Consider the following 19,181-nt stretch of genomic DNA (forward strand, 5'->3'; position numbering starts at 1 on the left):
AATAGGCATCCGGTTCACTATAGTTAACCGACATGAAACTTTTAAGACACTTTCTTTTAAGTGGGGTAACTACATTTAGGACGTTCGCTTATTAAGTCGCAGTCTGTTCAGTATTCGCCTGTTCCGACAATTTACTCAATGCAAGAATCATCATATTCACAAGGACAGCTGCAAAAAAATTAAAGAATTGAGATAGATGATCGATTCTTGTAAAGGCATATTTAAAAATAAGAAAAAGTGGAACAAGGGAAATTAAGATATAATAAGAGACTTCAGGTTTTCTAAATAAAAGAAATAGAAAAAAGGGAATTATACATAAAAGTAGTAATCCCCAAGAAAACGTATCCGCCCCTATCGTCATGCTATAACTATTACCCATTGAAAATTCGAGAATTGAAATTAAATTATTTATTATATTAAAATCTCGATAAATAAGAAATCGAAAAAGAAATAAATTTAGAAGCAGGAATAGAGCAAAAATCATTATTTTTTTCCATTGCTTTTTCAAGAGGCTTGATATAAATAAAGGAAAAAAATAGCCGAACATTGCCACGAAATAACTTCCTATAAAATATCCAAGGACTCCGATAAACAAGGCTGACAAAATAAAAAAATACTTTTCATCTTTGAATACAAATTTGTCGAGAATTAATAGATTACTCACCAAAAGAAAGGGGATGAACCTTATTTCGCTTGCATTCACTATCCAAGTGCATAACAAAATTTGCATCAAAGCGATCAATAAATTAGGTTTATTGATCCTTAACAGAACAATACTGAAAGAAGAAAGGATAAAAAAGAAAAGAAAGCTGTTCCAAAATAAAGTTGAGATCATTATGTTAGAACCGATTGGCAAGGGGACAACTAAGAACCCTAATGGGCCATAGGAGAAAAATATCTGCGTTCGTGCATACTCTAAATTTGCGAAATATTTATTTATTGCAATTACATAAGATTCATCCAATCCGGACTGTATTGGAGCGCCGATTCGATGTATTGAGAACAAATAAATAATGACAGACAACAGAAAGATCAACGTATATCGAATCTTTTTTTTAAGATCGTGTCGTTCTATAATTTTTTGCATATTTGTTCCCATTGATATCGAAATCCCTTAAACATCTTTTTATCTTCCGTCATTAGCATAAAGGATTTTACTTTGTGTTCCATCTTAAGTATATTTTCGATATCTAAGGTATCGACATCTAACTTAGTGATTAGCGGGTTAATCCATATTCCGGATATTGAGTTTTTAGGCACCAATCTAAAGAATTTCTTTTCTGATCCGTTTATATTAAATAAAATTCCTTGTGCGTCCGATTTATATAAGAAATTCTTTAGATGACCTTTTATAGAGTATTTAAAATCGATCTTGACTCTCAATATACAATCCTTATCAACAATCGGCACGGGAATTTCCTCGTTGAATTTACCCGAAGAAATTTCCAATTTTTCTTCAAAAGCAGGTTTTGGAGTTCGATTCAAAGTGAGCGGATTATTTCTTAGCCGTAAAAGTATATGCGGATTTTTTTGAATTACCGGTTTGTAACTGGCTAAGATTCCGAATATGGAAATTGGCTCATCGTTAAAGATATACCTATTATCAATGCTTTCAATTCCGAATTCGGTGTTCCAAAGGATAAACTTCGGTTTGTCTACAGAATTCCAAAAAGCGTTATTCTGTAAATCGATCCAAGGTGTATAGGAAATATAAGACTGAAATGTGGGTCTCGATTTCCAATTTAGATGATGTTTTTCGATTTCCGAGAGTTCCCATGGGTAAGTGTCCACAGTGTTGTCTCCAATCAGGCTCAAAATTTCTTTATCCACGCTGACTTTGGCTAAAGAGGAATTCGTTAACTGAGCAAGATGATTAGAATATTCTACGGGATTGAAAATATTCGAAATGCAACGTTTATATTCATGAACATTGGAATAACAAGGATTAGGAGATAATAAAGACAATGTAACGTTTTGCGTGTATCCGATCGATTGAAGAAAAGATCGACTGAAACAAAAGAATATTGCTAATAATGAAATCGCTGAAAGAACTGGGCTAAATATAAAAGGATTCGCCCTGGAGTTTAACAGTATCTTAGTTTTATTGAATATAGAAATTAAGTTTTGCATAATGACTTGTTGGTAAAAAGTTGCTAATCATCCCGTCAGACTAATTATACTATTTTTTTTGAACGCCTATGTTTTAGCATTAAAATTTCTTTGAAAGAATTTGAGAAGTTTATTTATTAAAGCCAGACAATATGAATCCTTTTGCGAGAATAATGCCACTTAAGTGAATCGTGCATTACGATTGAAGCCCCTTTATTTTATGTTTACAGTTTCCTCTTTCTAACTGGGAGTTACCTTCAATGTTCAAATTATGAAACCGATCAATCGGCTACAAAATCGCATTCGAAAGTTGAATCGATGCCCCTATTTTTTACGAGACTCGATTGCTTTGAGTTCTTCCTATGGAACACCAATTCCCCCCAAAAACAAAAAAGCCGCCTTTGAAGGTTTCCCTTCCAAAGACGGCCGATACGATCGCATCGATCGAAACTGATGAATTCTTAAATTAGAATCTATCGCCTTTCGGTTTTGCGACGTTTACTTTCAGATTGCGGGTAAGAACGTTTTTTCCGTCCAAATCTTTGATCGCTTTGTCCGCTTCTTCCCTGTTCGACATTTCGACGAAACCGAAACCTTTGGATTTTCCGGAGTATTGGTCGGTGATGATTTTTACGGAATTTACCGCGCCGTGCGCTCTGAAAAGATCGCCTAACGTTCCTTCGTTGAGATCGTAAGAAAGATTTCCTACATAAATATTAACTGACATATGTTCCTCGTGTCGTTATAAATTAGATCAAGTTATCTTGATTTAAAAACAGCGTTTCCCCGAAAGGAAGTAGAAGAATTTTAGAGATGCAGGACTTAGAAAGAAGAGCAAACTTTAAGATAGGACTACGTTTAGAAGTTAGAAAATCGATTGAATAACTGGAGTTCTTTGTCAAGAATATCGGCTGAATTTGCTTTGGCAATACTAAATTTATCGCATACGTCGATCTAAAATGAAAACCGAAAGACTGATTCTACGAGAATGGGAAGAAAAAGATTTGGAGCCGTTTTATCGAATGAGTTCGGATCCGACCGTGATGGAATATTTTCCCGCGCTTTTGACCCGCGAAGATTCGGAACGATTTGTCGAGAAGATGCGAGCCCATTTCGAAGAATTCGGATTCGGCCTTTGGATCGTCGAGACAAAAGGGACGGGAGAATGGGTCGGATTTACCGGATTTTTAAACGTTTCCTTCCAAGCTTCCTTTACGCCCGCCGTGGAAATCGGCTGGAGATTGAATTCTTCTTTTTGGAATCGGGGTTTTGCGACCGAGGCCGCATCGGCTTGTTTGGAATACGGATTTACCCGTCTGCGATTTCCCAAGGTCGTTTCGTTTACTTCGATCCTAAACGTAAGGTCCCAAGCCGTGATGAAACGCATCGGTATGAAAGAAGTCGGCGTTTTTCAACATCCGAATCTTCCGACCGAACATATCCTTTCCAAACACGTTCTGTATCAGGCGTCCCGTTCCGAATGGGGAAACGCCGCAGTTCCGACCTTTTAACGGGAGAATTCTCCCGTTCCTCCCGGAAAGTGTGGGAACTCCTTCGTAATTTTTCCGAACGAACTCTGAATTTGTGGGAACTCCTTCAAAATTTCTTTTTACGTCCTGATTTTTTTCTTGCCAAACCTTCAATTATTGGCTAACGTTGTTCAGTAGTAAAGTGAACGCCGTTCGCTAAGGAGAAAACGATGGAAGTGAAAATGAATTCCGGTTCTTCACCTAAGGAAACTCTCGGATCCGTCCGTGAAACCTTGTCTGAAGGAACTTTTGCCAATCCCGCTTACAAAGGGATCGGTTACTTTTTGAGAGATCTATTTTTTTTCGGAGTGGCAATCGCTCTGCTTTGGCACATAGACACCTGGTATCTTCTTCCTTTCTTATGGTTTTTTGCGGGAATGACGATTGCCGCTTTGTTCGTCGTCGGTCACGACTGCGCGCACGAAGCCCTGTTCGAGAACAGATTTCTCCGGTATTGGATCGGACAAATCGCAATGCTTCCTTCTTTGCACGCCTACAATCAATGGGCTTACGGACACAACCGAATCCATCACGGTCATACGATCAAAAGACAAGGGGACTTCGTATGGCATCCGGCGACCGCGGAAGAATATGCAAAATTTGGAATATTCAAAAAGATGATGCACCGTTTTTTCTGGTCGGCTTGGGGAGGCGGTTTTTACTACATGATCGAAGTCTGGCTCAAAGGAATGGTTTTGTTTACGGCTCCTCTTAAGGAAGCGGGCCGGGACAAATGGATTATGCTTTCCTTTGCGTTTATCTCGTCCGGTCTCGTTTTTTATTTCGGCAGTTCGGCAAACGGTGTTTTCGACGCGGGTGCGGGTTTGTGGATGTTCACGAAAGTTTGTCTGGTTCCGTTCATCGCATGGAATTATTTTATGGGAATCACGGTTTACGTTCATCACATCCACTCCGAAATTCCCTGGAAGACAAAGGAAGAATGGACTCCTTTTTACGGACAAATGAAAGGAACCATCAACTATCATATTCACCCTGTGATGAATTTTTTCTTTCACAATATCTTCATTCACATGCCGCATCACGTTCACATGAAGATTCCTTTCTACAATCTCAAACGCGCTTTGAACGAGATCAAGGCGGTTTACGGGGATCACGTTCTGGAAAGAGACACGATCTTCGGAGATTATTTTAAATCGACGTCTCTTTGTAAGGTGATCGATTCCGAAACCGGAAAGTGGATGACGTATCGCGAAGCGAGAAACGTAGCGAACGATACGACCGGCGCGGACGATGAAGAGTTGGAGATTATTCCCGCATAACGTTAGATACGGCCGTAAACGGGGGACTCCTAAGTCCCCCGTTGATTTTTCCTTTTTTTAGCGAGATGATAGGTTAACGCCAAAGAGATACAGACGCTCAGTTCTTTGGAAGGAAGAGGGTCTTTCACGTTCAACCGAATCGCGCGATCCCCTTCGAAATCGAACTTTTTGGGAAAGAGTTCCCGAAAGGTGGAAACCAAATTCGTCTGACAATGAAAATAGATCGCATATCGATTTTCTTCCGCCGGAAGTCGATCGATTCGAATCGTACTTCCGCTCTTAGACTCCGACGTTAGATAACTCGGTTGTCCCCACTTCAAGGTCTCTTCGAGTTTTCCGACTTCCGCGATCGAGTCCGCCGTTTTATAGATCAAATCCCGAAGCGCCAATAATCGAATCCGAACAGGATCCGGATAATTGCGAAAAACTTCGGCCACGTTGGCATTTTTGAATGGGAGCGGTTTTTCCTTGGTCTTTTTGCGTGTTGAGGGCATACCGATTCTTCTAAGGAAATTTATTCCCGTATTTTTTTCCAGCAAGCCGTTTTTGGAAAGAAATTGCGGACCGGAGCCGAAACGATTTTCCTTTATGCAAAAGATGTCATATATAGGATGTTTTCCGGTTCGACCGAAACGATAAGAAGAGCGACTCGACGATCAAAAAAGAATCTTATTCTTATACGATTTCTTCCAATTTAAGAAGTTCTTCTTCCAACCGGTCGATGAATTTTTTATTGCCCGTGATCCCGTAGAGCTGCATCGCTCCTTGATAGAGGAACAACGCCTTTTCCGCGAACTCCAAAGCGGTTTTTGAATTCAGCGTTTTTTTCTTTTTCCAGATCGGCCGAGTGAAGTATTGGCCGAAACTTCGATTCCATCGGTCGAGGGATTCTAAGATTCGTTTTTGCAATTCCGGTTCCTCGTGCGTTTGATTGGAAAAGTTCGCGAGAGGGCAGCCGTATTTGTATTTGGTTCTCAATCTTCTCTGTATGAATTTGATCCAGGCCCGGATAAAGTCCGGATATCTTTCGTATTTGTTCATCATGATTTCGGCTAAGCCGATGATCTGTTCTTCCTGAAACGAAACGTAACTTACGCCGAGATCTTTTTTGGATGGGTAATACCGGTATAAGCTCTTTTTAAACGCGTTCGCTTCGCTTAATATTTCGTTGATACCGGTATTGGAATAACCTCTCTCATAAAAGAGTTTCACCGTAGCCTTCAAAATCCTGTCCTTGGCCGGGTCGTGTTTGAGAAAAGTCTGTTTCATCGATCGAACCGATTGTTCAAAAGTTTCTTCTTTAAAGGGAGAAAAAATTTCCCCTCTTCGAAAAATCTTATACCTGAAATTTAAAATGGTAGACAAATTTGTCTACCATTTTATAGGCTTAATCCAAGGGTAGACCGGTTGTTCTACCGAGGAGGAAAAACATGGAGACTCTGGAACAAGAGACCGCACCGCAAGCGGAAGGAAGATCGTTTACTCATTATGTAAAGGTTCGCTGGGTGGATTTGGACGAGAACGGACATGTGAACAACGGAGTGTATCAGAGCTATTTCGACGAGGCGAGAAGGGCGGCTTTCGAAGATGCGGGTATGAATTTGGGGGAGTTGCGCCAAAAAAATATCGGTCCTGTGATTTTGAAAGCGGAGTTGGAATACAAAGCGGAATTGAAATATCCGGAAACCACGCGCCTTGTGACTCGCTTTGAAGCGAAAAAAGGAAGTCGTGTATTGGTGATTCAAGATCTGTATCGCGAGTCGGATGGCGCCTTGGTATGTTCCTCCAAATTTTTCGGTTTGTTTATGGATCTAAAAAGAATGCGTCCTTATAAGGTTTCGGAGGAAGAAGCTGCGAAACTTTCGTGACGTATTGCGGTTCTTTTCCCGTTAAAAAAAGGTCTTTTTCTTTTCTTGGAACGGTTCATATTCGTCCTAAGAAAAGAAGAAGATGAACAACCGGGATCATTTCATTCGATTAGAACCTTCCGTTCTTGAGGATCGTAGAAAATTCTACGATTGGCTCGTTCATCCGGAATTGGTTCCGTTTTTATTAGGGCCGCCTTTGTTTCCGGACGCGGATATTCCGACTTGGGAAGAATTCTCCGCCGATTATTTGGAGTATTTTTTTACCGGTTCGAATCCGGAACTCGGAAGATGTTACAGAATTCTAATGGATGAGGTTTGTATCGGACAGATCAATTACGCGTCCGATTTGCCGACTCGCCGCGTCGCCGAGCTGGACATCTGGATGTCGTCGCCCGAATTTTGCGGTCGCGGATACGGAGTCGAAGCGATTCGAATCCTGAGCGCTATTTTGTTAAACGAACTGGATATGGAAGAACTTATAATCCGTCCTTCCGCAAGAAATCCAAGAGCCGTCCGCGCGTACGAAAAGGCGGGTTTTCGAAGAATCGAGATCGACCGCCAAACGGCGGCCGTATTGTACGGATGCGGAGATTATTACGACGATGTCGTTTTAGTTTTGCGAAAAAATCCCTGAACCGATAAAAGAAATATTCCTAAAATAGAATATTCTAAAAATCGAATTCCTAAAACATGGAACATCGGGATTCGATAAAATTCGTCCTCATTTTCGTCCCTGCACAGAAAGGCCTGGGTCATATCCGTTCTTTCGGGAAGAGGATGGGTGACTACGAGGTTTCTTGTAACCGTGGTTTTTTCCGGACAGAGAAAATTCATCGGATAGTTGTATAAATAATTTCCAGGTTGGTCGATTGCGACGCCCATGACGGAAAAGAATACGAGAAAGATCGCTTTTGCCGGATCGGGAAATCCGGATCGTAAGGCCGATCTGGCTCCGTAAAATCCCGCGATCAACAGGAGCGCGCTCGCCAAACCCTCCACATTCGATAATGCGACAATGAATAGGATCGGCAGGAGGATCACGCATGCTAATCCGACAAGAATCAACAGCGCCCACCCGAATGTCCCCAATTTGAGAATTTTTTGTAAAAACGAAGTCGAACCGGTGATTTCCGGGTTTTCGCCTTTTGTGTTTCCACATTGAATGCAGCGATCCAAGGTGAGCGGGTTTGCGTATCGGCAGTGGCGGCAGATCCATTTCATAAAGTGGAATTCATTTTGTCGTTCCGGTTCAATCTGCAAGATTTTTTTTTCGAGATTCTGAAGGCGAAGGGATCGATTTGATCGGAATCTCCTGCGCAGCGTCCTTCTGTCGATCGGTTAAAAAATAATTTCGAAATCGTCCTTAATAAAATGTCAAGTTATCATACGAAGGAAATATCGAGCGTGAAGATTGTAGATATCTTATATGATACGGAAGCTTTTCCTACTGATATTGGTCTCTTCGATCGTCTTCGCATGTTCCCATAAGAAAGACGAAATTTCGGAACAAGAAGCGCTTTTGCTTCTTTTGGGTTTACCGGACCGCGCTGAAAACTACGATCGAGACGTTCAGATCGTGACTTACAATTCGGTCGTTCCTCCGAGCGACGGCTCGACATACGTCTGTAATATCAATTACGCCGCAAACGACGTAAATCATTTTCAAACTCTGCTCCAAACGCAAATCTCTCAATATCCCCGCGGTTATCTGATCAAGGGAAAAGTGGAAAGAGTGATCCTGTGCGCAAATCTTTCTATGAACGGTCGAAACGCTGCCGGTTACGCCGACGTTTTGGGAAACGGCGTTTATTTGAACGTAAGTCCGGGAATCGCAAACGGGGCGATGGACGATTGGATCAATCGCGCGATCCATCACGAATTTACGCATAACTTTGATTATGCGGTTCGAGGCTTTTATATGGCCGTTCATTCGGATTGGGCTTCGCTCAATACGGTCGGTTACGCGAGCAATGTAGATTGGTCCTTGCCGAACCTGCTTCAGATCGATAATCCGGTGCCCGGGTATATTACGACTTATGCAACTTCCAATGTGGGAGAGGATTACGCGGAAGTCGGAATGGGGTTGATGGGACCGGCGGCTAGTTATACGCAGATGATCGACGTTTGCAAAACGGATTCGGTTGTTCGTGCCAAGGTGAATCTGATGATCTCCGATATGAAACGGTTTTGGTCGTTTGCGGTCGGAAGCGATACTCTTTGGAAGCAGAGGGTTACGGGAACTTCCTGCAATTGATTCTGAATCATTTTCCAATAAAGGAGAATTTCGTGAAAGTAAAGATTGTTCTTGGTTTTTTATTCTTATACATTCTCATCGCATGTAATCATAAAAAAGAAGATACGGATGCATCCATCGTATTGTTATTAGCTCCGGTCTTTCTCGATCGAGCCGAAAACTACGATCGGGACGTTCAGATTATTACTCGTACGATGCCGCCCTCGAACCAATGGTATACGTTTGATCTGAGTTATTCCGACGCGGATTTAGATGCGTATGTTTCGCTTCTCCGCGCACAAATTACAAAGTATCCGAAAGGATATTGGATCAAAGCGAGAGCCGAAAAAATCTATTTAGTAAAATACATCAACGGAGTAAGCGGAGGCGGCGCGAGAGGACTTTCTCTCGCACCGGAAAACAGCATTTATCTTGCGGTGGGAGAAGGTTTGGCAGCTTGCGTCAATTGTGAAGAAGACTATGCCGCGACGATTCACCACGAGCTGATGCACAATGTAGACTACTCGCAGTTCGGACCGTTTTATTCTATGTCTGTGGATGAGTGGAATGCTTTGAACCCGAGCGGATTTTCCTATGGTAGCGTTTCGAATTCGGGCGCGGCCGCCGCGGTTTGGACTCAAATCATTCATCCTGCTTCCGGTTTTCTCAGTTATTACGGCACCACAAATAAGTTAGAAGACCGCGCAATCTTTGCCGCTGCGATTCTCGGCGGCATGCAACAAAATCAATCCGACACTTTGGTTAACTTTTGTAAGAATGATCCCTTTGTTGCGACAAAGTCTAAAAAGATCATAGCCGACATGAATCGATTCTGGCCGTTTGCGGGAGCCGAAGAAACTTTCTGGAAAAGGAGAATCACGGAAACTGCAACTGCTTGTAATTAGTTACGTAATAGGGAATGTCTCGAAGATTCTATTGTTTATGGAGAGTGCGTCTATGATCTATGATTCCAAATTCTCCGAATCGGAAATAAGCGAACATTCTTGCAGTTCCTATTTTTCCGTTTCAAAACGTGTTTTCGCTTCTGCGATCAATGCGTCCGCAAGTTTTGATAATCCCGGTCGGATCGTTTTCTTATGACAGAGATAAAATCTTCGTTCCACGTACAATTCGGGAATCGGAATCACTTTGAGTTTCGAGTTTAAGCTGTAGGAGGATAAAAATCCTATGCCTAAATCGGATTCGATGCTTTTGATAACCGACTCCACACTTCGAAGTTCCATCGCGATTTTCGGTTTGAATTCTTTTCCGAAGGACCGAATCTTTTTTTCCACCGCCTTTCGGATCGCCGAAGCCGGATGGAAGAATACGAACGATTCATCTTTGATGTCTTTGAGAATCGGTTTTTTCTTTTGAAAGATCGGATGTGTTTTTAATGCGACGGGGACGATTCTATCGGAAAGAAATTCCCGGGAAATGAGACCGGGCTCGTCCGCCGGTCCCGTAAGGATTCCTAGATCCACTTCGTTTAACAAAATCGATTCTTTCGTTTCCAGCGAATCGCCTTCCCGTACGGATAAGACAAGATCCGGATGATCCTTTCTTATTTTTTTGAGGATCGCAGGAAGAATCCAAGCCGACACGGTTCCTCCCGCAGAAAGGGAGAATTCTCCCGAAAGTTCCTTACCCGGTTCTTTCATCGCGGATTTCAATTCTTCCCAGAGTTCGCGCATTCTTTGCGCGTAGCTAAAGAATACTTCTCCGTCGTGTGTGAGGCGAATTTGTCTGGGGCCTCTTTCCAATAAGGAAACGCCCAATTCTTTTTCCAAAAGAAAAATCTGACGGGAAAGCGCGGGTTGTGTCAGGCCCAGTTTTCCCGCGGCCCTTTGAAACGTTCCCGCATCCCTGATTTCCAGAAAGTATCGGATTTGTCTGAATTCCATAGATTCTATACCTATAACTTTTTGTTATGCTGTCAATCAATCCTATTTATTTGCATTATGTTTCCGTTTCTGTTATCTTCTTTTTATCGGAGGCGATATGGCCGGAAAAACATTGTACGATAAAATTTGGGAATCCAGGGTCGTCGCAAAGGACGGAGAAGAGGATATCCTCTTTGTGGACAGACATCTTCTTCACGAAGTGACTTCTCCGCAGGCGTTTACCGCTTTGAAGGAGAAAGGAAGGCCGGTCCGCAGAAGGGAAAGAACTCTCGCGATCATGGATCACAACGTTTCCACGAGAAACCGGAATTGGGACGGCGCGGGAGAAATCTCCAAAAAGCAGATGGAACTTCTTTCCAAGAACTGCGCCGAATTCGGAGTCGAGCTTTTGGATATAAATCACCCGGATCAAGGAGTGGTTCACGTGGTCGGTCCGGAAATGGGACTTACGTTACCCGGAACCGTGATCGCGTGCGGTGATTCTCACACTTCCACGCATGGAGCGTTCGGGGCATTTGCGTTGGGAATCGGAACGAGCGAGATCGAACACGTTCTCGCGACGCAGACGATCCGTTTGAAAAAATCGAAAAATTTTTCCGTACAAGTCAAGGGAGAATTGGGAGCCGACGTTACGGCGAAAGATCTGGCCTTATATCTGATCGGAAAGATCGGAACGGATGGAGGCCAAGGATACGTGATCGAATATTCGGGAGAAACGATCTCCAAATTCTCTATGGAAGAACGGATGACTCTTTGTAATCTTTGTATCGAAGCGGGCGCGAGAGCCGGTATGATCGCTCCCGATCAAACCGCGTTCGATTATCTAAAGGGAAGGGACTTTTCTCCCAAGGGTGAAGAGTTTATCAAAAAAACGGAATATTGGAAAACCTTAAAGTCCGATCCGGATGCGGTCTTTGACAAGACGATCGTTTTGGATGCGCGGGAAGTTTCTCCTATGGTGACTTGGGGAACCAATCCGGGACAGGTGATTCCCGTTCTTTCCACGGTGCCGAATCCGGATTCGTTCGACGATCCGGAAGTCCGAGCCGCGGCGAGAAGATCCTTGGAATACATGGGTTTGAAAGCGGGAGAAGAAATGCGCTCCGTTAAGATCGACAAAGTTTTTATCGGTTCCTGCACGAACGCGCGAATCGAGGATATACGCAAAGCCGCGGCGATCGCCGAAGGAAGAAAGGTTTCGTCTAACGTTGTTGCGATCGTGGTTCCTGGTTCGGGAAGAGTGAAACGTCAAGCGGAGAGCGAGGGGCTGGATAAAATTCTTACCGAGGCCGGTTTTGAATGGAGATTGCCCGGATGTTCGATGTGTCTCGGCATGAACGACGATTATCTTTTGCCGGGAGAACGATGCGCGTCCACTTCCAACCGGAACTTCGAAGGAAGACAAGGACGAGGAGGCCGCACGCATTTGGTAAGTCCGGAAAGCGCGGTGGTCGCAGCCGTGTTGGGACGATTCGGAACCGTTCAGGAATTACAGGAGGAAAAAGTATGAGTGGCGCTTGGACAAAACACAAAGGATTGGCCGTTCCTTTATATCGCAAGGATATCGATACGGATCAAATTCTTCCGAAGCAGTTTATGAAAAAAACCGAGCGGACCGGATTCGGAGTTCATCTGTTTCACAACTGGAGATATTTGGACGAGGACGGTAATACGCCGAATCCGGATTTCGTACTCAATCAGAGCAGATACAAGAACGCATCGGTTTTGATTGCGGGTGAGAATTTCGGATGCGGCTCGAGCAGGGAACACGCTCCTTGGTCTTTGGCGGATTACGGTTTTCGAGTCGTCATTGCGCCTTCATTCGCGGATATTTTTTTCGGAAATTGCGCTAAGAACGGAATCGCTTTGGTAAAACTTTCCACGGAAGAAGTGGAGGAGATCTTGGAATTCGTAACGAATCGGGAAGGGGCGGAAGTTTCCGTCGATCTGGACGCGTTAGTCGTCTTTGCCGGCGAAAAGAAATACCGTTTTACCCTTTCCGAATCTCTTTTGAATCGAATCACCAACGGGTGGGACGATGTCGATCTTACGATGAAACATCTGTCTCGGATCGAAACCTTTGAATCGACTCTCGCATAAACGTCGATTCTCGAATCGATACCGAATCCGATCCGCGGATCTTTGCTCAAAGAAAGATTCTGCGGACGGAAATTCGCGGTCCGTCCTGGATCTCTTTCAAAAAACTTCGTCCCTATTCCATTCTTAATTTATATAAAAAACTCCAAGTTTAAAAAATAACGAACGGTGTCCGTTTTCATAATGTACCGAATTATAATATAAAAAACGAGTTGAGTCCTTCTTTTACGCGGAGAAAATTTGCGTATCATGAAAGCCAAAGATTTAGCGAAAACACTCGGCGTAGAACTTAAGGGTAACGGAGAACTGGACGTAATCGGAATCGGTGATATTGAAAATCATTCCGACGTTCGACCGGATCGAATCTATTACTTTGAAGCGAAGAAGTATCTGACTTCCAACCCCAAGGCGAAACAAGTTCAACTGGCGCTCACCACACCGGCGTTAGCCGAAGAATTTCCTTCCGCATTGATCGTTCCTGAAGCTCAGGCAAGATTGAAATTCATCGAAATGCTTTCTCTGTTCGAAAGAAAACCGAAATTCTCCGCTTCGATTTCGGATAAGGCGAGCATTCATAAATCCGCAAAGATAGGAAAGAACGTTACGATCATGGACTTTGCCGTGATCCAGGAGAACGTCGAGATCGGAGACAATTGTCAGATTTATCCGAACGTAGTGATCGAAAGCGGAGCGAAGATCGGGGAAGGAACGGTTCTTAAATCCGGCGTCGTGGTTTGTTACGATTGTGTTCTCGGAAAATACGACCTCATTCATTCGAACACGGTGATCGGCGCGGACGGTTTCGGCTTTTATGATAAGGGCGGAGTGCGTTACAAAGTTCCTCAGATCGGAAACTCTGTGATCGGCGATCACGTCGAAATGGGCGCCTGCTGCACCGTGGATCGCGCCACGATCGAAACGACGACTGTGGGAAATTATACGAAGTTCGACGATCACGTTCATATCGCTCACAACTGCAGAGTCGGTAACTACGTTTATATCGCGGGAGGAACGGTTCTTGCCGGTTCCGTGACTTTGGAAGATGGAGTCATCATGGGCGGTCAAGCCGCGGTTGCAGAAGGAATCACGATGAAGAAAGGTTCGATTTTGATGGGAATGTCCGGTCTTACGGAAGACAGCGCCGAAAAAGTCGCTTACTTCGGAATTCCGGCAAAGCCCGCGTTGGAGATGCATCGAATTCATTCTTCCATGGCGAAACTTCCGGAACTTGTCCGCGAACATAGGAACCGAACGAAGAATTAAATACGGCCCGATCGTCGGATTTGCAAGTTAGGATTGAATCTGCCTTTCCGTTCTTGAGATTGGTAAAAGAGGTTTATTCCTTTTATGCCAACGAACGCTAGCGCAAAATTCTACGTCCTTCTCGTGATCGCCATGATTTCCTGGGGCTTTGCCTGGCCTTCGGCAAAACTCATCGTCGGTGATCAGCAACCGAACGTAATCATCTTCTGGAGATTTTTAGCGACGGCGATTTCGATTCTTCCCGTCGTGTTGTGGAGAAAGGAATCTTTTCGGCTTCCGAATAAAAAAGTTTGGATCCAGGTCGCGATCGGCGGAATTCTTTATACGATCTACAATCAATTTTTTCTGTTGGGTTTAAAGAACGGGCTCGCGGGTGCGGGCGGCGTTCTCGTTACGACGATGAACCCGATCTTTACGTACGTTCTCGTTCATCTGTTTCAGAAGAAGTTGCCTTCCGCTCGGGAAGGAATCGGACTTTTTCTCGGTCTCGTGGGCGGTTGTATTCTGCTTCGATTGTGGGAATTGGATTTGAATTCTCTCTTTCAATCCGGAAATATTTTCTTTCTTTTTTGCGCGTTCAGTTGGGCGATCCTAAGTATGAACAGTCACAGCACGGGGCAAACGATTTCTCCTCTTGTTTATAGCTTTTACGTTTTTGCGATCGGAACGGTTTTGGATTTGTTTTTGGCTTTTCCTTACGGAGTGGAGAAGGCTTTGGAAAGCGGACCGGTTTTTTGGTTTCATATCCTGTATCTTTCAGTGATCTCGACGACGTTCGGAACGACCGTGTATTTTTTCGCTTCGACCAAACTCGGTTCTCGAGTTGCGAGTTCGTTCATCTTTCTGGTTCCCGTCACGGCCTTGTTCGGAAGTTGGATCTTTTTAAACGAGATTCCGAGTTTTACGACGACGATCGGCGGAACGTTCGCGGTGCTTGCGGTCTTTATGCTGAACCGCAATCAAAACGGAGAATCGAAAAAGCCGGATCGGTAACGGCTTCGTTCCGGTGGAAACGAGATCGTATCGGTTTGCGGACCGGATTTCCTTTTTATGAGAAAACGTTTCCGTTTCGGATCGGAACCGTTGTATTTTTGCTATATTAGAATATTCTAAAACACTCTGTGTTGCGCGGGAATTCCCGAACGCTTGCGGCGTTTTACGGAAAATGATCCGGTCGTTTCGGCCGCACGATTATCCCCAACGGCTTTTGTAGTAATGTTTTCCGGAAGGAGCGATTTCAAAACCTTCCGGATGTTCCACCACAAAGCTGGAATCTTTCAGGTCTTCGAGAAACGGTCTGAGTTGATGCGCGGACTTGGCGGTGTTGATTTCCAAATCCTCCATCGTCGTCATTCTTCCCGATTGAGAAGCCTGATAGATATCCTGAAAAATCTGAACGGTTAAGGAATTCATAACGATTGCGGATCCTTCCTGAATCTCGAAGTTCTCCGCGTTTTTTGTCAAAGAATTTTTGTCGAGGTGACGCGAAACAGGCACTTCTGAACGATTCTTGAAAAATTACGACTCACCTTTCGTATTCGTTTTTTTAAATATTCCGTCCGATCCCTTGAGAAAAAGAATGGAAAAACGTTCTTTTATAGAGGATAATCACCAGACCATGCGCAAAAAGAATCATATGCCTGAAACAAGAAATCCCGTCGAACTTGTGGAGTTCCTCTCGAAAGAAATGGAGAATCCTTCTTTTGACGAATGGCTTTCGGAACTCGCCGATAAGGCGATCGAAAACGACAAATTCGTTTGGAGTTTTCTGTATCAAGTGATGCGTGACGCGGATTCGGGCAGACTTTCCTGGGGATATCACAAAAGACTTCTTTCGGGAGCCGTTCAGATTCTTTCCAGAGTGGGCGACAGCCGTGCGTATCGCGCCATCATCAATTACGTAAAATCCTTGGATCGTCAGATTCCGATCGGCGCGCTCGAGCTCATTACCGATCTTCTTCCTTCTTTTGCCGAAGTGGACGCGGATGAAATTTTGAAAATCGCCGCGCATCAGGATTCTTTGAAATCCGCGTTCGGAGTTTTGGCTCTTTTTCAGCTGATCGTTCAAGGAAAAATTCCGGAAGAGAAAGTCGAAGAAACGAAAATCTTTCTCAAGAGTTATAAGAACTATGTCTATTATTTGGATTCCGTCATCGAGCAGGCGCTGGATTATCTCGAAGCGGAAGAAGAACCGGATATGCTTTCCTTTTTTAACGAAATCGCCGTTTAAACGAACGTTTTACGGCGATTCAACTTCGTATTAGCAAGAAACAACTTTTTTCCGAATTGTTTCTTCCTCCCTGTCTTCTTTTCCTTCCCGAAGGTTAGAATTCTTAAAAAAGAATTCGACCTTTGCGCGGTCTTGTTCAAAATTTCAAAAAATTATTTCACTCCATTCGAGGTTTGCAATGAATCTTGTTTTTAAGGGAATTCAGTTTATCGGGAGATTTTCGATTATTCATAGGATCGTAGGAGTCGCCGCGTGCGGTTTCGTTGTATTCGGTTTTGCCGTACCGGATATGAGGTTTCACTCCGCGAAAAAAAACAAAACAGAATTTACGTTTTCCGAATTCGTTTCCACTCCCGCGGACCAAATTCCGAGATACATCAAGATCAAGGACGGAGTGGTTCCAGCAAACAACTACGTCATTTCCACTAAAAAGAACAGACTGCAGCACATCACGTATCCGGTCGCGACCGTCGATCAATCCGGTTCCAAAAAAGTGAAGGTGATCGTCAAGGACAGCGACGTGACTCAGGAAGAGCTGGACAACGGAACGTATTTTTCTTCGCCTACGTTTGCGATCGAAGGAAGATTCAACGATACTTCATTGGATAGCGAATCCGAAAAAATTTATAAGGACATGGGTTATACTCTCGACGATCGTCTCTACGTTATCGAACGAGGCAGCGAACCTCTGGGATTTTTTCCGGCTCTTGCAATCGCGGTCTTTTTCGCTCTTTTGGGATTTTTTATCGCCGGTTCTTTTATTCCTGAATCTCTTTGGAGAAAATACTTTCCGTAAAATTTCCGGCGACTCGAAAGATCGACAAAGTCTTGTAAATTCCTTTGAACGAACGGGAGAATTTCGATTTCCGAAAAACGATTGAAACGTGGACGCATGGAGATTTAAACTATTGGAAAGAAGGTTCTAATCCATGCAGTCAAAACTTTTCATTCTGTTTTTCGTTTTCGGAATTCTTTTCCCGATCGCGGGCACGTTCGCAAAAGGAAGCTTTTACGATTTCAAAGTAAAAGACATTAAAGGAAACGACGTTTCTCTTTCCAAATACAAAGGTAAGGTCGTAATGGTGGTTAACGTGGCTTCCAAGTGCGGTTACACGTATCAATACGACAACCTCGAAAAAGTATATGAGAAATACAAGGATCAAGGTTTTGTCGTGGTCGGTTTTCCGGCCAACAATTTCGGAAGTCAGGAACCGGGATCGAACCAAGAGATCGAAACGTTTTGCAGAATTCAAAAAGGCGCCAGCTTTGACATGATGTCCAAAATTTCCGTAAAAGGAAAAGACCAACATCCTTTGTATTTATATCTCATCGAAAATTCTCCGACTCCGGGAGAAGTGGAATGGAACTTTGAAAAGATTCTTATCTCCAAAGACGGAAAGATCGAAGCTCGATACCGATCCGCGGTGGAGCCGGACAGTTCCGTCGTGACTCAAAAGATCGAATCCTTGTTGAAGTGACGGAAAACCTTTTTGAAAGAAAGAATTTTTTTCCGAAGAATCAGTTTGTCCGCAGTTGAGACTTCTTTATGGAAAGCTCGGGTTTGGCCGTTGGTCGCATCCCTTTCGATTTTGTTCGGAAGTTTTGTTTCCGCTTTTTCCGAGACAGAACCCAGAGCGGAAATAAATCCGTCGCCGACTGAAACGAAACCGTCGGACTCGGATCGGATGAAGACCGAAAAACAAGAAGCAGATTCATCGAAAGCGGGAAAACGTTCGGAAGCGGACCCGGATCTATCGTCCGAGGTTGTGCAAACTCCCAAGCCCGTTTCCATCCTGAAGGGTTTGACAAAGATGGCTGTCTCGCCCGAAACGATTTTTGATTCATTCAAGAATTATGATGTTTTAATATTGGGAGAGGAACACGACGACGTTTCCGGTCATCGAATTCGGCTGGATTGGTTTCAAAAAATCGCCTCGACCACGCAGGTGATTCTTTCCTTGGAAATGCTGGAACGGGATCAGCAAAAAACCTTGGACGAATATCTGAACGGTCAGATCGGCGAGAAAGCTTTTTTAAACGCGTTGAAACTTTGGCCGAATCATCTTCGGGACTATCATCCGTATCTTCAATTTGCAAAGGAAAATCGGATTCCGGTTCTTGCATCCAACGTTCCCCGAAAATACGTGAATCTGGTTTCTTCTTCCGGGATCGAAGCTTTGTTTCCGGTTCGTTCCGTATTTCTTCCTCCGAAATATCTGATCCGCAAGTTTGCTCAGGAAGGTTACGAAAACAAGATCCGAAAAATTCTAAGCGAACATCCGGGTATGAGTTCGGATGAAAATTTGCAGCGGAGATTTATCGACGCGCAGTATCTCTGGGATGCGGGAATGACGGATTCGATCGCGAATGCGCTTCTGACAAAGGGACGGAAGATCGTTCATATCAACGGGCGTTTTCACAGCGACGAAGGTTTCGGCGTTTCCAATCGTCTTCGGGAACTCGGATTTCGGGTTCTTACGGTTTCTATGTTTCCCCAAAAAGAAGGAGATGAAGTTCCGACGGAGATTCTCCAGGGCTGCGATTATACCGTAATCACGGAAAGGAAAGAAAAAGGGAATTAAGTGCTTGTCCGGATTTGGAAAATCCTCCGACAATTAAGAGGATGATGGATACCGGGATTCAGACTCTCAAAAGTTCTCGCTTTTTG

The 19,181-nt window shown here is 43.9% G+C and carries 22 protein-coding genes and 1 pseudogene; 14 read left to right on the forward strand and 9 right to left on the reverse strand.

Annotated elements, in window-relative coordinates:
• Nucleotides 1-91 precede the first annotated feature (91 nt).
• The 4 genes and pseudogenes from LFX17_RS03035 to LFX17_RS03050 form a co-directional block, all read right to left on the reverse strand.
• On the reverse strand, nucleotides 92-1,087 hold the full coding sequence (locus tag LFX17_RS03035) for a hypothetical protein (RefSeq protein ID WP_238731488.1): 996 nt from the start codon (nucleotides 1,085-1,087) through the stop codon (nucleotides 92-94).
• A complete protein-coding gene (locus LFX17_RS03040) occupies nucleotides 1,072-2,112 on the reverse strand; it encodes a hypothetical protein (protein ID WP_406600691.1) in 1,041 nt (346 codons plus the stop codon). Before LFX17_RS03040 ends, LFX17_RS03035 begins: the two co-directional genes overlap by 16 nt.
• A gap of 463 nt (nucleotides 2,113-2,575) precedes the next feature.
• Nucleotides 2,576-2,836, reverse strand: a complete 261-nt coding sequence (locus LFX17_RS03045) for an RNA recognition motif domain-containing protein (protein ID WP_238728845.1) — start codon at nucleotides 2,834-2,836, stop codon at nucleotides 2,576-2,578.
• A 32-nt stretch (nucleotides 2,837-2,868) separates the two neighbouring features.
• Nucleotides 2,869-3,068: pseudogene (locus tag LFX17_RS03050) on the reverse strand (hypothetical protein); the annotation flags it as partial.
• On the opposite strand from LFX17_RS03050, the gene LFX17_RS03055 reads away from it, so the two are divergent.
• The gene (locus tag LFX17_RS03055; RefSeq protein ID WP_238728847.1) at nucleotides 3,069-3,620 is read left to right on the forward strand and encodes a GNAT family N-acetyltransferase; all 552 of its coding nucleotides are present in this window, start codon (nucleotides 3,069-3,071) and stop codon (nucleotides 3,618-3,620) included.
• A gap of 188 nt (nucleotides 3,621-3,808) precedes the next feature.
• Nucleotides 3,809-4,918: a fatty acid desaturase gene (locus LFX17_RS03060; RefSeq protein WP_238728849.1), complete on the forward strand. Its 1,110-nt coding sequence runs from the start codon at nucleotides 3,809-3,811 to the stop codon at nucleotides 4,916-4,918.
• A gap of 29 nt (nucleotides 4,919-4,947) precedes the next feature.
• On the opposite strand, the gene LFX17_RS03065 is transcribed toward LFX17_RS03060, so the two are convergent.
• Both LFX17_RS03065 and LFX17_RS03070 read right to left on the reverse strand, forming a co-directional pair.
• Nucleotides 4,948-5,412, reverse strand: coding sequence for a DUF1801 domain-containing protein (locus LFX17_RS03065; protein WP_238728851.1), 465 nt, complete (start codon nucleotides 5,410-5,412; stop codon nucleotides 4,948-4,950).
• 181 nt (nucleotides 5,413-5,593) lie between these two features.
• On the reverse strand, nucleotides 5,594-6,187 hold the full coding sequence (locus tag LFX17_RS03070) for a TetR/AcrR family transcriptional regulator (RefSeq protein WP_238728852.1): 594 nt from the start codon (nucleotides 6,185-6,187) through the stop codon (nucleotides 5,594-5,596).
• A gap of 161 nt (nucleotides 6,188-6,348) precedes the next feature.
• Between LFX17_RS03070 and LFX17_RS03075 the strand changes: the two genes are divergently transcribed.
• Entirely contained in the window at nucleotides 6,349-6,786 is a 438-nt protein-coding gene (locus LFX17_RS03075; protein ID WP_238728854.1) for an acyl-CoA thioesterase, read from the forward strand.
• Nucleotides 6,787-6,868: 82 nt separating this feature from the next.
• On the forward strand, nucleotides 6,869-7,420 hold the full coding sequence (locus LFX17_RS03080; protein ID WP_238728856.1) for a GNAT family N-acetyltransferase: 552 nt from the start codon (nucleotides 6,869-6,871) through the stop codon (nucleotides 7,418-7,420).
• Here LFX17_RS03080 and LFX17_RS03085 read toward each other — a convergent pair.
• Nucleotides 7,381-8,007 (reverse strand): zinc finger Ran-binding domain-containing protein, encoded by a 627-nt coding sequence (locus tag LFX17_RS03085; protein ID WP_238728858.1) that lies wholly within the window; start codon nucleotides 8,005-8,007, stop codon nucleotides 7,381-7,383. The two genes, LFX17_RS03080 and LFX17_RS03085, sit on opposite strands and share 40 nt — an antisense overlap.
• 205 nt (nucleotides 8,008-8,212) lie before the next feature.
• Between LFX17_RS03085 and LFX17_RS03090 the strand changes: the two genes are divergently transcribed.
• Together LFX17_RS03090 and LFX17_RS03095 are read left to right on the forward strand one after the other, a co-directional pair.
• Complete coding sequence (locus LFX17_RS03090; protein WP_238744961.1) at nucleotides 8,213-9,040, forward strand: LIC13305 family lipoprotein; 828 nt, start codon at nucleotides 8,213-8,215, stop codon at nucleotides 9,038-9,040.
• A 32-nt stretch (nucleotides 9,041-9,072) separates the two neighbouring features.
• Entirely contained in the window at nucleotides 9,073-9,924 is an 852-nt protein-coding gene (locus LFX17_RS03095) for an LIC13305 family lipoprotein (protein ID WP_238744963.1), read from the forward strand.
• Nucleotides 9,925-10,032: 108 nt separating this feature from the next.
• Here the strand turns inward: LFX17_RS03095 and LFX17_RS03100 are convergent, their stop codons facing one another.
• Nucleotides 10,033-10,923, reverse strand: a complete 891-nt coding sequence (locus tag LFX17_RS03100; RefSeq protein WP_238744965.1) for a LysR family transcriptional regulator — start codon at nucleotides 10,921-10,923, stop codon at nucleotides 10,033-10,035.
• Between the two features lie 97 nt (nucleotides 10,924-11,020).
• Between LFX17_RS03100 and leuC the strand changes: the two genes are divergently transcribed.
• The 4 genes from leuC (at nucleotide 11,021) to LFX17_RS03120 (ending at nucleotide 15,276) form a co-directional block, all read left to right on the forward strand.
• Nucleotides 11,021-12,433, forward strand: coding sequence for a 3-isopropylmalate dehydratase large subunit (leuC, locus tag LFX17_RS03105; RefSeq protein ID WP_238744967.1), 1,413 nt, complete (start codon nucleotides 11,021-11,023; stop codon nucleotides 12,431-12,433).
• Entirely contained in the window at nucleotides 12,430-13,023 is a 594-nt protein-coding gene (leuD, locus tag LFX17_RS03110) for a 3-isopropylmalate dehydratase small subunit (RefSeq protein WP_238744969.1), read from the forward strand. Before leuC ends, leuD begins: the two co-directional genes overlap by 4 nt.
• Nucleotides 13,024-13,269: 246 nt before the next feature.
• Nucleotides 13,270-14,283: a UDP-3-O-(3-hydroxymyristoyl)glucosamine N-acyltransferase gene (gene lpxD, locus LFX17_RS03115; RefSeq protein WP_238744971.1), complete on the forward strand. Its 1,014-nt coding sequence runs from the start codon at nucleotides 13,270-13,272 to the stop codon at nucleotides 14,281-14,283.
• Nucleotides 14,284-14,367: 84 nt separating this feature from the next.
• Nucleotides 14,368-15,276, forward strand: a complete 909-nt coding sequence (locus LFX17_RS03120; protein ID WP_238744973.1) for a DMT family transporter — start codon at nucleotides 14,368-14,370, stop codon at nucleotides 15,274-15,276.
• Nucleotides 15,277-15,474: 198 nt separating this feature from the next.
• Here LFX17_RS03120 and LFX17_RS03125 read toward each other — a convergent pair whose 3' ends face one another.
• On the reverse strand, nucleotides 15,475-15,696 hold the full coding sequence (locus LFX17_RS03125; protein WP_238728874.1) for a hypothetical protein: 222 nt from the start codon (nucleotides 15,694-15,696) through the stop codon (nucleotides 15,475-15,477).
• 205 nt (nucleotides 15,697-15,901) lie between these two features.
• Here LFX17_RS03125 and LFX17_RS03130 point away from each other — a divergent pair, with 205 nt between their 5' ends.
• The 4 genes from LFX17_RS03130 (at nucleotide 15,902) to LFX17_RS03145 (ending at nucleotide 19,095) form a co-directional block, all read left to right on the forward strand.
• Entirely contained in the window at nucleotides 15,902-16,513 is a 612-nt protein-coding gene (locus tag LFX17_RS03130) for a hypothetical protein (protein WP_238747642.1), read from the forward strand.
• Between the two features lie 178 nt (nucleotides 16,514-16,691).
• Nucleotides 16,692-17,309, forward strand: a complete 618-nt coding sequence (locus LFX17_RS03135; protein WP_238744975.1) for a hypothetical protein — start codon at nucleotides 16,692-16,694, stop codon at nucleotides 17,307-17,309.
• A 133-nt stretch (nucleotides 17,310-17,442) separates the two neighbouring features.
• Nucleotides 17,443-17,991, forward strand: a complete 549-nt coding sequence (locus LFX17_RS03140) for a glutathione peroxidase (protein ID WP_238744978.1) — start codon at nucleotides 17,443-17,445, stop codon at nucleotides 17,989-17,991.
• 207 nt (nucleotides 17,992-18,198) lie between these two features.
• Complete coding sequence (locus tag LFX17_RS03145) at nucleotides 18,199-19,095, forward strand: ChaN family lipoprotein (protein WP_406600692.1); 897 nt, start codon at nucleotides 18,199-18,201, stop codon at nucleotides 19,093-19,095.
• The last annotated feature ends 86 nt before the right edge of the window (nucleotides 19,096-19,181 follow it).

This window comes from Leptospira sanjuanensis, assembly GCF_022267375.1.
In the GTDB taxonomy this organism is placed as follows: Bacteria; Spirochaetota; Leptospiria; order Leptospirales; family Leptospiraceae; genus Leptospira; species Leptospira sanjuanensis.

Bases quoted from the DNA above. Each gene is read 5' to 3' on its own strand.
- LFX17_RS03140 (WP_238744978.1), top strand. From the start codon at position 17,443: ATGCAGTCAAAACTTTTCATTCTGTTTTTCGTTTTCGGAATTCTTTTC.
- LFX17_RS03075 (WP_238728854.1), top strand. From the start codon at position 6,349: ATGGAGACTCTGGAACAAGAGACCGCACCGCAAGCGGAAGGAAGATCG.
- LFX17_RS03065 (WP_238728851.1), bottom strand. From the start codon at position 5,412: ATGCCCTCAACACGCAAAAAGACCAAGGAAAAACCGCTCCCATTCAAA.
- LFX17_RS03085 (WP_238728858.1), bottom strand. From the start codon at position 8,007: ATGAAATGGATCTGCCGCCACTGCCGATACGCAAACCCGCTCACCTTG.
- LFX17_RS03130 (WP_238747642.1), top strand. From the start codon at position 15,902: ATGCGCAAAAAGAATCATATGCCTGAAACAAGAAATCCCGTCGAACTT.
- LFX17_RS03045 (WP_238728845.1), bottom strand. From the start codon at position 2,836: ATGTCAGTTAATATTTATGTAGGAAATCTTTCTTACGATCTCAACGAA.
- LFX17_RS03080 (WP_238728856.1), top strand. From the start codon at position 6,869: ATGAACAACCGGGATCATTTCATTCGATTAGAACCTTCCGTTCTTGAG.
- leuD (WP_238744969.1), top strand. From the start codon at position 12,430: ATGAGTGGCGCTTGGACAAAACACAAAGGATTGGCCGTTCCTTTATAT.
- LFX17_RS03100 (WP_238744965.1), bottom strand. From the start codon at position 10,923: ATGGAATTCAGACAAATCCGATACTTTCTGGAAATCAGGGATGCGGGA.
- LFX17_RS03090 (WP_238744961.1), top strand. From the start codon at position 8,213: ATGATACGGAAGCTTTTCCTACTGATATTGGTCTCTTCGATCGTCTTC.
- LFX17_RS03145 (WP_406600692.1), top strand. From the start codon at position 18,199: ATGAAGACCGAAAAACAAGAAGCAGATTCATCGAAAGCGGGAAAACGT.
- LFX17_RS03035 (WP_238731488.1), bottom strand. From the start codon at position 1,087: ATGCAAAAAATTATAGAACGACACGATCTTAAAAAAAAGATTCGATAT.
- LFX17_RS03060 (WP_238728849.1), top strand. From the start codon at position 3,809: ATGGAAGTGAAAATGAATTCCGGTTCTTCACCTAAGGAAACTCTCGGA.
- LFX17_RS03125 (WP_238728874.1), bottom strand. From the start codon at position 15,696: ATGAATTCCTTAACCGTTCAGATTTTTCAGGATATCTATCAGGCTTCT.
- lpxD (WP_238744971.1), top strand. From the start codon at position 13,270: ATGAAAGCCAAAGATTTAGCGAAAACACTCGGCGTAGAACTTAAGGGT.
- leuC (WP_238744967.1), top strand. From the start codon at position 11,021: ATGGCCGGAAAAACATTGTACGATAAAATTTGGGAATCCAGGGTCGTC.
- LFX17_RS03055 (WP_238728847.1), top strand. From the start codon at position 3,069: ATGAAAACCGAAAGACTGATTCTACGAGAATGGGAAGAAAAAGATTTG.
- LFX17_RS03070 (WP_238728852.1), bottom strand. From the start codon at position 6,187: ATGAAACAGACTTTTCTCAAACACGACCCGGCCAAGGACAGGATTTTG.
- LFX17_RS03120 (WP_238744973.1), top strand. From the start codon at position 14,368: ATGCCAACGAACGCTAGCGCAAAATTCTACGTCCTTCTCGTGATCGCC.
- LFX17_RS03135 (WP_238744975.1), top strand. From the start codon at position 16,692: ATGAATCTTGTTTTTAAGGGAATTCAGTTTATCGGGAGATTTTCGATT.